Here is a 12,503-nt window from a genome sequence, read left to right as displayed (position 1 = left end):
CATCGGAGATAGCAGGCTGACCGGGAGGTTTGCTTACTGTCAAAGCCTCCCGCTGCAAAGCATTTGATGTCAACAAATTTCAGGAGGTAAAAACAATGAATATAAATGACTTCATCATTCGTTTGGAAGAAAACAAGGACTACCCACTGGTTGAAAATCTGGTGAGAGAATCTTTCTGGAACGTTTATCGTCCCGGGTGCAGCGAGCATTATGTGATCCATGTTCTGCGAGACGACCCGGCGTTTGTCAGAGAGCTTGACTTTGTCATGGTCCGTCAAGGACAGATCATCGGACAGAATATGTTTATGAAAACAGTTATTAACTCCGATGACGGAACAGATATTCCCGTTCTGACAATGGGTCCAATATGTATTGCTTCGGAGTTAAAAAGACAAGGCTTGGGCAAAATGCTGCTTGACTATTCTCTGGAAAAAGCGGTGGAGCTTGGGTTTGGTGCTGTTTTGTTTGAAGGCAATATTGACTTTTACGGCAAAAGCGGATTTGACTATGCCAGAAGGTTTGGTATATTCTACCACGATATGCCAAAAGACGCAGACCAGTCTTTCTTTCTGTGCAAAGAGCTGAAAGCAGGGTATCTTGACGGTGTCAAGGGTGTATACCAAACACCTAAGGGATACTATGTGAGCGACGAGGAAGTTGAAGCGTTTGATAAGTGCTTTGCGCCTAAGGAAAAGCTGAAGCTGCCCGGACAGATCTTCGGATGAATGAAAATAAGCGGGGGTAATTCCCCGCTTTTTTATGTACAAAAACACCCGCAGGCAAAAAATGCTTGCGGGCTTTTTATCAAGTATCGGCAACGATCTCAGGTAAGCGGCTATTTATTAAAATGCTTTTTCTCGTCCAGATATTTTTTAGCATCCTTATAGAAACTCCATATCATAATTATCATGATTATTCCAATAGGGAACGCTGAAATTATGCTGACAGACTGAATATTGTTCATTGAGCTTTCCGAGAAAACAAGAGCTATCGGAAGCACAATAAGAAGAATACACCAAAGCAATTCTACCGGTTTGCTGGGATGCTCGTCCTCGCCAAGTTTCTTATAGCTGTAGCAGGCAGCAGTGTATGCGATAGAGTCAAATGATGTTGCATAAAAGAGTATCATTGTTACAAGGACAAGAACAAGAATAAACGTAGATGCAGGCATGGTATCAATGATATTGAGTATCAATCCGTAAAGATCGCCGCTTTCATTGTACTGCTCAATAAAGTTGTGTGCGCTGGAGGTTTGCAGACCGAGCGAATAATTCCCCAGTATCACAAAGCTTACGATAGTTGAGCCAACACCGAAAATATACCCACCGAGAATAGTCTGACGGATAGTTCTGCCCCTTGAGATATTGCCTATGAAGAACGGAGCCGCTATGCACCATACCATCCAATATGCCCAGTAGTATATTGTCCAGTCCTGGGGGAAGTTGCTTGTTCTTGTGGGATCTGTAAACGTAGACAGACCAATAAAGTTCTGAACCATTTTGCCCAGAGACTGGAAACCGTTTTCAATAATATACCGTCCCTGACCGCCGATAAGCAGCACAAGAATAAGCATACCAAAGAATAGGAAAATACACGCCTTTGCAAGAATACTTATGCCCTTGAAACCGTGAAGGACCGCATATGTATATACAGCACAGGTTACAAGCAGGATAATGATCGTTATAGTAGTTCTGCTGAGTGATATGCCAAAAAGCTTACCGATAATACTTGCCATAAGCGGGGTGGCTACACTGAATGTAGTTGCCGTACCTGCAAGCAATGCAAACAGTGCAAAAAGGTCGATCACCCTGCCAATAATGCCATCTGAGTGCTTTCCGAGAACAGGGCGGCAAGCTTCCGAATAGCGCTGGCGGTTTCTTTTCCTTACGTGCAGCATAAATCCGAAAGCAACAGCAAGCACAAGATAGAATGCCCAAGGGATAAAGCTCCAATGGAACAGCGGGAATACACCAGCCCATTCGTCCACCGAGCCAAGCTCTTCAATGTGGGGATTTGTAGCGTACATTACCCATTCTGCAAAAGAATAGAACAGAATATCCGCTGCAAGTCCGCAGGTGAACATCATACTTCCCCAGGCAAAGAAAGAGTATTTTGGCTTTTCGTCAGGCTCTCCCAGTACGATATTACCATATTTTGAAAACGCCAGCAAAACCGAAACTATCAACACTCCCAGACCAATAACCAGGTAGTATATACCCATTGTATCCCCAAAGAAAAATCTGACTTTTCCGATCACTTTGTTTGAACCGTCCGGAAATGCAAAAAGCAATCCCGCAAGCCCCATTATGATAATAAATGGCGCAAGGGTCACAAGCCAGTCAATGCGACCTTTTGTTTTCTGTTCTTTTGCTTTCTCACTCAATTTTACTCTTCCTCCGTATCAACCTTTATAGCTTTTATCCAGTTTCTGCAGTTCTTCAAAACTGTCCAGCTCGATAACATCTTCCCTTTTCATTTCATATATACCAAGATCAAACTTATCACAATGGCAGAACATCGCAATATCATCCCAATATATCTGTCGGTTTCCGCTTTCAAATTCAGATTCGATATACCCTCTCAGTCTGAGCCCGTCATCAAAAGTCCACCTTGAGATGCTGTACAGCTGCCACCCCTTCTCTCCTCCGGTTCGTGAACAGCCCACAACCTTATTTTCGCGAACAGTCATCAGCCATTCATCCGTATGTTCATCTGTCCACACGGCATTATATCCGGACTTGTCGAAGTACGGTGACAATATCTTATCATTGTAGATTATCTGGTCCCCGTCAAGAATAATAGTATCACCTAAATACTCCCTTGCCACATACAATGATGAGATATTATTACAGCTGTCGTAGTATGGATTTTCGATCAGCACCACGCCGGGATACTCTTTGCAAAGCACTTCAAACTTTTCTTTAAGATACCCAACTACAACGTATATCTCCGTTATACCATTGTTATGCAGCCCTTGAATAACAGTATCTATCATTCTTATACCGTTCACCCTGACCAGAGGTTTGGGAGTATCGATAGTGACCGGGTGCATTCTTTCACCCTTGCCTGCTGCCAGAATGATCGCTCTTTTTACAGTATGTTTTTCACTCATTTTTGTTGTCCTCCGCACGCTGCATCTCTTTAAGAGCGTAACGATAATAATCCTTGGCAAACCTGTACTGGCACAGGCTGTACTCGCCAAATTCAACTCCCAGATTTCGCTTGAATTCACACCAGTTTGACCAAAGCAATCCGCACATAGATATGTATGCATATATCTTTGTTCTTGTCTTTTTGTCGCATTTGTTTTCAAAATAAATATCGATAAGCCTGTCGACCTGATTTTTATTGTACATACTGTAAATACAGAACATTGCTATATCAACGTGAGGATCCTGCATTCCTGAATACTCCCAGTCTGTGAGCTGGAGCTTTTCGTCGCTTCCGTCCTGATAGAATAGAAAGTTGTCCGGCACAGCATCTATATGTGCCAGGCACCGTTCTTTCTCTGTTTTATCAATGAACTCTCTCAGACTCAGAACATTGGCTTTTGTTTGTTTGTAGTCCTTGAATACCGATGGATTGCCTTTCCACAGGCTCTCATAAAACTCGATCTGAGCAAAAATATCAAAGCTGTGACCGACCTTGAGTTTCATATTGTGAAAATCTCTTAGTTTTTTCATACAGCGTTTCAAATCTGCCACATTGTCAGTATCACACACTCTCACCCCATTTAGGTATTTTGTGATCTTATATCCATTATCAGGGTTGATATATACCGGGTCATCGCACAGTCCTGAACCGCTTATTGTTCTGAATACCTCCGTCTCCTGAGCACGGTTTATAAGCAGGGCTGTTCCCTCTCCGGGAATTCGCATAATGTACTTATCCCCATTGACTGAAAAGAGAAAAGAGCGGTTAGTCATACCTTTTTTCAACACCATTATATCTACGATATCTTCAAGTGCCACCTTGAATACATCCGCTATTACATCAAGCGCATCAGACTTCAGGTGATTGGATTCTCCGTCAAGCTCCCGCAGCTGCTCATATGTGTTGATCTCAACAGCATCTGAAGAATGTACGACCTTGGCTGGAACAGTCATCTTATCGTTCTCATACAGTACGATCTCCCAGAAATCTCCGTCATGTTCACCACTTTGCGAAGCACTTTTGATTTTCTCCCGAATTACTTTAGCATCCTCTTCAAGCATATAGGCAATACCTAACATTGAATTTCCGCCTGCATTCCTGTTTATCTTAATAAGTTCCATTTTTCTGTTGACCCGAACATCAGATTCATTATCCACCATATCGCTCACCATGTACCAGGAATACATTTCCCGGGACCGGAACGGATTTATGTCACACCAGATATCTGAGGGAATTATGTAGGTATTAGATATACGGTCAACAACCAGTGCAAGGGAGCTGAGATTGTTTTTTGATGCATATTCGGGATTAACAACAAGCTTGACCCCGTACTCATCAATCAGGTAGTCAAATTTTTCTTTCATGAATCCCACAACTATTGTAATGTCCCTGATCCCGGCTTCGTGCAGTTGCTTTATGGTGCGTTCTATCAGCGGCTCACCATTGACCTCAAGCATTGCTTTGGGCGAGGTCAGATTTATCGGCACCATTCTCATACCAAAGCCTGCTGCAAGTATAATTGCATTTTTAGGAGCTTTCGAATTACACTCATTTAATGCTTTTGTTGTAAGACAAATACTATCGTCAATATAGCCCTGATTTTTCAAGCTTTTGAGTGATCGATTGACTACACCAAGGCTATGCCCCGATGTCTCAGATAGTATTCGCTGGTTAATGAACGGCTCTGAGAGGAGCGCCATCAGAACATCAGATTCTTGTTTGTTCATGAACTGTATATCTCCTTTATTACGTGAACGCTGAAATAAAAAAATAATAATCTTGCTATTAAAAAATTATAGCACATTTGAGTCATAGGGTCAAGACTTGTTTAAACAAAAAGGATACATCTGAACTTGCATACTTACCCTTGCGATCATGTTATTTCTCTCAAAATTACAATATACTGTTCTTGCAAAAATGCTATTTCAGTTTGTTACATGCCGATTTTGCATCCTTTCGTAAATACAATTTTTAAAAGTTTTGTTGACACGGCTATAGCTTGTATTGTATACTAAAGGAAAGACATGGAGGGGTAGCGTATGAAAATCACAAAACAGATCTTAGCATTTGTGCTTATGCTTTCACTTTCGGCTATGAACGGCTGCGGTGATTCAAGTGCGAGTGAAAAAGCTGATCCGGCTGTTGACTCTTTTGTTTCATCATCGGCGGCTGACTCATCGTCCGAGGCTACACCGAAATATGACTATGTTTACGGCGCTGATGGATATTATAACCTCGCCGACGAACTCAAATTATTCAAAACGCCTGTGCAGCAGACAGGCACCTGCTGGCTGTATGCTGCCCGTGCAAGTATGCAGACAAGCTGCGAAAAAGCGACAGGCAAAGAGCTTAAAATGGAGATATATGATATGCTCGAAGATATTTACGGCGAAGGCAAGCAGGAAGGCTTTTTCGTAAATAGCGCAATAAACAAATCAGACTTGGGCGGATATCAGCAGTTCGTTACCGCCAGGCTGTCGGGAGAATGCAAGGACGGCATTACGCTGGACAGCTCAATGATGATCGACCCCACCGACCGTGAGGCGATAAAAAGTGCTGTCAGAACAAGAGGCGGCGTTACCGTCGGCATCGACTCCCGGAACTGTGAAGTGGGTATGTTCGGAACTTACCCGACACTGATATACAAGCAGGCTAAAATATATGACCACGCTGTTACTGTCATCGGCTGGGACGACCACTTCCCGAAAGAGTATTTCAAAACTCCGACAGAACAAGACGGCGCATGGATAGTTTACAATTCAAACCTCGGCGGAAAGTATCAGTATATCTCCTACAGCTCGCCGCTTGAATACGCGATAAGCCATACCGTCAGCGATAAATATTCCCAGGTGCAAAGCTATGATGCAGGTAATGTGATGAGCAGCTACATCAAAACAGGTGACTCCACCAAGGTCGCAAATATTTTCCACAAGGCTGGCAAGCTCGCAGCTGTGGGCACGTTCAACAATTTTGATAAGCAGGACATAAAGCTTGAAATCATGTCAGCCGATTTCAGCACAGTACTGTACACGCAGGACGCAAAGCTCGACTATCAAGGATATCAAACTATCGAGCTGACAAAGCCTGTTGATGTCCGGGATTTCGCAGTAGTTATCACCTACTCAAAGGGTGCGCCTGTCGAGGGCGAAACTATCGGATTCGCTGTAGCCAGCTATAAAACATCCATTGAGAAAGGTCAGTCGTTTGTGTTCGCAGACGGCAAGTGGAAGGATATGACCGACAGCGACATAAATAGGGCTATAAAGACGGATAAAGTCCAGTCATTTGTAGACAGCGACAGCGGTGCGTGGAAGGACTACCTGACGAGCAGCGACATAGAGGCGATGAAAAAGACCGATTTTGCACCCGGCAACTGCTGCATAAAGGCGTTGTTTGCAAAATAATTCTAAACAAAGATCTCCTTGTGCAAATAAATGCACAGGGAGATTTCTTGTTATAGTAATCAGTTTATTGGTGTATCTTTGCAGATAAAGGAGCTTTTCAAACGCTATCGCCAAGGCGCTTGGGGCGTAGAACGCATCATATTTCAAAACAAAGACCAAATAAAGACCAAGTGCCGTTTTTGGCATGAGAAAAAGCCCGCAAACAACGTGTTTACAGGCTTTGTTTTTAAGCAGATAACGGGAGTCGAACCCGCATCACCAGTTTGGGAAACTGGAGTAATGACCGCTATACTATATCTGCATTACAGGCATTATTATACCACATTTCAAGATACATTGCAAGTGTTTTTTAGCGAAAAAAAGACCGCAGCATGATAACTGCGGTCAATCGGTTCATTCTTCGTGATCCCACGCTTTGAACTGTTCAAATGGCAGGGGTTTTGAATAGAAATACCCTTGCAGGCTCTGCACCGGATAATTTCGGAGTATCTCTATCATTTCCTTTGTCTCAACGCCCTCGACGCACACGCTTGCTCCGAAGAGAGAAGCAAGATTTGTAAATTTCTCGATAAGCCTGCGCCCCATATCTTCCTTATCTATATTCTGTATAAAGCTCCTGTCGATCTTTATAATATCAAAGCTCAGCTCTTTCAAGAGGCTTACCGAAGAGAATCCCGTTCCGAAGTCGTCAAGAGCTATCTTTACTCCCATACCACGCAGATTTACGATAACGTTTTTCAAAAGCTCGATATCAAGCAGTCTGCATCTTTCCGTTACTTCAAGGCATAGGTTCTGCGCAGGATAATCTGCCTCCTGCAATGTTCGGATGACCATATCCACAAAGTCCGGTTTTTCCAGCTGTGAATAGGAAAGATTGACATGGACCACAAAGTCCGGGTCTTGCTCACGCATCTTCTTTGCGTCAATAAGCGAAGTTTTAAGTATCCATTCGCCCAGAACACAAAACAGCGGGTCCCTTTCAAGCACGGGTATAAAGCTGTCCGGGGGGACTACTCCGTATTTGTCGCTTTTCCACCTTAACAAAGCTTCTCCGCCGATCAGCTTGTTTGTAAACGCATCCACTACAGGCTGATAGACTATATAGAAGCCTTTATAGTCCTGAGTGATAGAGGCACGGATAGTATGGAGCTGTTCTATGCGGTGTCTGTTCTCATTCGTCTGACCGCCTGTAAATTCTACAGCATCACCGTGATATATTATCTTGGATTCGCTGTAAGCGAAATTAAGACAGGCGTAGATAGTCTGGTTATCAATATCAAAGCTGTCAACATTTATCATTCCCGCATTCAGCTCAAGCACCAGTTTTTTGCCATCGATCTTGAATTTCTCACGATAGTATTGTCGCAGATCTTCATAACGCTGCTTCATATCGTTTATGCTCTGAGATGTGCTGAGCACAACGAATTTTGTTCCGTCAAGACGATATGCACTGCCCTGGTTTCCCACGTGCTCAAAAAGATATCTTCCGAATTTCTGAAGCACCATATTTCCGAAATGGTAGCCGTATACCTCGTTTATTTCCGAGAACTTGCTGATTCCCACAAGGCATATACACATATTGCGGTTGTTTGCCATATTTGCCTGGAGATCCTCAAAGAATCCGTACTGATTGCGCAATCCTGTAAGGGAATCCACGTGTCCGTGAAGTCCGTGGTTTCTGATAGCTCCGCCAAAATAATTCGGCTCGCCGTTTTCATCTCTGAGAACGACACCCTTACAGGTACACACATCATACTCACCTGTGAGTTTTCTTGCTCTGTACTGCATATCGTGACCTGATGAGTTTCCTGTGAAAATGTCGTTGATACCCATGCGGTATGTTTCACGGTCCTCCGGATGTATGTGCTCTTCCCAGATACTGCCTGCGCCGTACATATATTGTGAAGGAAGCCCAAATGTTTCAACAGCGGTCTTTGACCATATGGAAAAATCATATTTCATATCACAAAGATACACGTACGAACCCTCTGCCACAGTGGAAAATGCCTGGAACAACGCCTCCAGTTTCTGCCTTCGTTCAGCAGTTATGGCAATATTCATACGGCGCTTTTCAGGTGCCTTCCCCCCCGATGCTTCAAGCTGTTTCAGCCTGTTTTTTTCCTCATACATATCATTGTCTGCACGCTCGAAAACATCACTCAGGCTTTTGTCCTTGCCTGCTATGTAATCAGACTTGCCCACAGCAACGATGGGTCCTTCTCCGCTTACGGCATTTGACCGGACGGTCTCACGAATAGTGTCAAAAAGCTCATGTCTGCGATCGTAATCTCCGCTTCCCAGAAAAGCGACAAACTCATCGCCGCCCACACGGAACACCTTGCTGTGGGTAAATGTATCGCACACAAGACGGCAGGCAGCGCAGATATACTCATCCCCTGCCCTATGCCCATGGGTATCGTTGATCAGTTTCAGATTATTTATATCGCATACCACGACCGCAAAAGACAGATCCTCATCAGCACTGTCGATACGCTTTTGCACCATGCTTTCCAGCTCGCTGTAAGCCATTTTGTTCTTAACGCCTGTAAGCTCATCACGCCTTGCCATGGCATTTGCAATGCCCAGTGCCTTGACCTGCTCCTTTTCCTTTCTGACCTCTTCATCACTATTCTCAACACCGATAATAAAATTCAGCCTGTCGCTTGACCACATTACGGTAAGCTTCATAAAGTGTGTCACGTTATCCGTCACAATGCGGTATTTGGTGCTGTAATGCTTTTTGTCCTCAAGAACGGATATAAGGTAATCCCTTTTAAGTACATTCTGTATCCTTTCCTTATCATCAGGGTGAACTATCTGCGCAGCATTGCGCTTTGCGTCCTCAAAAAAGTCTATGCCTTCCTCCTGCACAGCAAGGTTACCATATTTGGAATTTGTTTTTAACTCTGCGTATTTTCCGTCTGAAGAATCGACATAGTAAATAACATCATAGTTTGAAGCAAGACTCTCAGCGATCTTCTCGTATGTTACAGTCTTTTTATGCGTCTCTCTGAGATGCTGTTCCTTTTTTATCTCATGGTCAATGTTTTCCACACAAACGATAACGTGCTTCCTGTCACTTGCCCAGATCTGTGAAAATCGGAAATACACAGCTTCCCCGTTTATCATTATTCGGTATGTCAATAATACCGAGCTTTTATTGCTGAGATTTTTCAGCATCGCATCCTTATAGAAAAACTTTGTTACACGATCAATATCGTCCTGATGTGCAAGTCTTCTGATATTCTTTCTGCTCTGGGCAAAGAAATCATCGCCTCTTGTGGGTATGTTCAGACTCTTGTAAAGCTCCGAAGAGGAATACTCAAAATATTCTCCCGTATCCATATCTACGTAATACAAGGTGTCGTAGTGATCTGCAAGGCTTGCGGCTATATGGTCGATCCTTTCTATTTCAGCCTCGTTCTTTTCACGCTCCTGACATCCATGCATCTGCTTGTCGATATTCTGCACTCCAAGGATAAAATGATCCTCATCCGCCATGCTTTTTATAAGGCGCAGAGAATGATACACCGGCTTACCATCAATCATTATGCGGTAAGTGATGTTGTGTATGGTGCCATTTCTGATCTGCTCAAACAGCCTGTCCTTTTGCAGATCCTGAGTAAAGATATGTCTATCCTCCTGGTATACCACCTGCTGGGCATCTTTTATCACGTCATTGAAAAAGTCGCTTCCGGTCTGCTCAAACTGCAAAGAATGGGACACCGCATCGGCAGAGTACCACCGATACTCCCCTGTTACGGCATTTACATAATACACCCTTGTGTAATCCGTCATCAGAGCATTTACTATATTATTGAAGATCGTGTCAGTATTCATAATAACAATCCTCCGATCACCGCTGTATACTTAATTTATTATAGCATATATTACAAAAAAATTCAACATTTTTTAAAAAATTTTTAGTATTGCCTAAAAATCATTACAGACCATGTTTTATCATTTTTCAAAAAAGCTTTATTTATGATTGATTTTCCGTTAAAAATGTGCTATAATAATAATTTGAAAACAGATATCAAGAAAAGAAGGGAAAAAAAGAGGCTTTAAAGCTCTTAAAACAAACAAGGAGGCGCATTGGTTTCAATGGATAACAAAGATGAGAACATAAACATGGAACACAATACAACTGACAGCAATTCCGGAACACAAGATCAGCAGCCACGCCCTGTCCGCCCCGGCAGTGAAGGTGAGCGTCCTGTGCGCAGAAGGCCTCGTCCTCAGGGTGAAAGACACCGGGGGGCTGATGATGAGCGTCCAAGGCGCAGACCTGACGACGAAAGCGTGAGAGAACGCCCAAGGCGCAGAGCCGACGATGAAAGCGTGAGAGAACGCCCAAGGCGCAGACCCGACGATGAAAGCGTGAGAGAGCGTCCAAGACGCAGACCTGACGACGAAAGCGTGAGAGAGCGTCCAAGGCGCAGACCCGACGATGAAAGCGTGAGAGAACGCCCAAGGCGCAGACCCGACAATGACCGCAGCGGAGAAAATGTCAGAAGGCGACCCGAAGCTGCCGCAGGTGCAAAGGCAAAGAAAAAGGGCTGGTCCAAGAAAAAGAAGGGCATTGTTATTGCAGCGATCATAATTGCTGTGCTTCTGCTGGTTATCGGTATCCTTGTAGCGATAATTTACAGATATATCAACATGATGGATTTCAAAAACGATTCCGAGTATGAGGTTTACGATTCGATTCCTGCTGAGATCGGCGACGGAACCATGTCGGAATCTCCGGAGGACAAGAAAAAATCCCTTGATGATGCCCTGAGAGCTAACCTTGAAAAGAACGCCAAGGAAATAAAGAGCGACAAGGACGTTATCAACGTACTGCTTATTGGCTCAGACTCCCGTGGAGAAAACGACCGTGGTCGTTCCGATACCATGATCCTTATGTCGCTTAACAAGAAGACCAAAAAGGTCATTATGACCTCATTCCTGCGTGACACATGGGTAAATATCCCCGATATCGGACCACAAAGGCTCAACGCTGCATATGCCTTTGGCGGACCGCCGCTTCTTATGAAGACCATACAGGCTAACTTTGGTGTAGAGGTAGACAAATATGCAATGATCAACTTCGGCTCATTCCGTGAGATCATAGACACTCTCGGCGGAGTTGAGGTTAACGTTAAGGAAGCGGAAATACCGTCTATCAACGCAGGCGCAAAGGATAGCGGAAAAGAAGCTATCACCAAACCCGGCAAGTACAATCTTGACGGTGCACAGGCACTTGCATACGCACGTATCAGAAAGATAGACAGCGACTTCCAGCGTACCCAGAGACAGCGTAATGTAATGGAGCAGGTATTCAAAAAGGCAAAGGCTCTGAGTCTTTCCGAGCTTAACGATTTCCTTGAAAAAGTACTGCCAAGCATAACCACCAACCTTGAAAAGAGCGAGGTATTCTGGATGGTACTCAAGGCGTCGGATTATCTCGGATACGAGCGTGTACAGCAGTCCATTCCAAACACAGGATCATTTGAAAACATGGTCATCGACGGAATGATGGTACTTGGTATAGATTACGAAAAGTACACCAAAGAACTCCAGGAAAGCATTTACGGATGATAAAAACACAGACCGCTGAGGCAGATGTGAAATGCTCCCCTTTTGTTAGACAATGTGGTATAATAAAAATATACCAATTAGAAATCTAACGAAAGGGGGCATTTTTATGCCTAAAGGAAAACCAAATAAGCGATACACACCGGAATTCAAAATCAAGGTTGTTGAAACGATGCACAAAGAAAAGTTGAGCCACAGGGAAGCAGCACGGGAATTCGATGTGAGTAATCATAATAGAGTCTCAGACTGGGAGCGCATCTATCTTGAAGAAGGCAAAGAAGGTTTTTATGTTGAGCGCCGAGGACGCAAGTCGACAGGCCGTCCTACAAAGCTAAAAAAGGAAGTCCAAGAAGATCTCATAGCCGA

General features: G+C 43.9%; 8 protein-coding genes and 1 tRNA gene. 4 read left to right on the top strand and 5 right to left on the bottom strand.

Annotated elements, in window-relative coordinates; all coding sequences use genetic code 11:
- The first annotated feature begins 95 nt into the window (after positions 1-95).
- On the top strand, positions 96-725 hold the full coding sequence (locus tag T494_RS0100045) for an N-acetyltransferase (RefSeq protein WP_028504537.1): 630 nt from the start codon (positions 96-98) through the stop codon (positions 723-725).
- Between the two features lie 110 nt (positions 726-835).
- Here T494_RS0100045 and T494_RS0100040 read toward each other — a convergent pair whose 3' ends face one another.
- The 3 genes from T494_RS0100040 to T494_RS0100030 are packed head-to-tail and all read right to left on the bottom strand — an operon-like array spanning position 836 to position 4,880.
- A complete protein-coding gene (locus tag T494_RS0100040; RefSeq protein ID WP_037343485.1) occupies positions 836-2,383 on the bottom strand; it encodes a BCCT family transporter in 1,548 nt (515 codons plus the stop codon).
- Between the two features lie 18 nt (positions 2,384-2,401).
- Positions 2,402-3,112 carry a phosphocholine cytidylyltransferase family protein gene (locus T494_RS0100035; RefSeq protein WP_028504535.1) on the bottom strand — a complete coding sequence of 237 codons (711 nt, stop codon included), beginning with the start codon at positions 3,110-3,112 and terminating at the stop codon, positions 2,402-2,404.
- The gene (locus tag T494_RS0100030; protein ID WP_028504534.1) at positions 3,105-4,880 is read right to left on the bottom strand and encodes an NTP transferase domain-containing protein; all 1,776 of its coding nucleotides are present in this window, start codon (positions 4,878-4,880) and stop codon (positions 3,105-3,107) included. The genes T494_RS0100035 and T494_RS0100030 overlap by 8 nt, the downstream gene beginning before the upstream one ends.
- 312 nt (positions 4,881-5,192) lie before the next feature.
- Between T494_RS0100030 and T494_RS0100025 the strand changes: the two genes are divergently transcribed.
- Complete coding sequence (locus T494_RS0100025) at positions 5,193-6,557, top strand: lectin like domain-containing protein (RefSeq protein WP_028504533.1); 1,365 nt, start codon at positions 5,193-5,195, stop codon at positions 6,555-6,557.
- 229 nt (positions 6,558-6,786) lie between these two features.
- Here the strand turns inward: T494_RS0100025 and T494_RS0100020 are convergent.
- Both T494_RS0100020 and T494_RS13190 read right to left on the bottom strand, forming a co-directional pair.
- Positions 6,787-6,858 (bottom strand) — tRNA-Gly (locus T494_RS0100020).
- A gap of 92 nt (positions 6,859-6,950) precedes the next feature.
- Positions 6,951-10,397: an EAL domain-containing protein gene (locus T494_RS13190; RefSeq protein ID WP_051539791.1), complete on the bottom strand. Its 3,447-nt coding sequence runs from the start codon at positions 10,395-10,397 to the stop codon at positions 6,951-6,953.
- A 264-nt stretch (positions 10,398-10,661) separates the two neighbouring features.
- Between T494_RS13190 and T494_RS13185 the strand changes: the two genes are divergently transcribed.
- The gene (locus T494_RS13185; protein WP_051539790.1) at positions 10,662-12,140 is read left to right on the top strand and encodes an LCP family protein; all 1,479 of its coding nucleotides are present in this window, start codon (positions 10,662-10,664) and stop codon (positions 12,138-12,140) included.
- Positions 12,141-12,246: 106 nt separating this feature from the next.
- Positions 12,247-12,503 (top strand): transposase (locus tag T494_RS0100005; protein WP_028504532.1); only part of this gene is annotated, 257 nt, incomplete at its 3' end.

The sequence above is a fragment of the Ruminococcus sp. FC2018 genome, assembly GCF_000621805.1.
Lineage (GTDB): Bacteria > Bacillota > Clostridia > Oscillospirales > Ruminococcaceae > Hominimerdicola.
The sequence above is the reverse complement of the archived record's forward strand: the minus strand, read 5'-3'. Positions and strand labels throughout refer to the sequence as shown.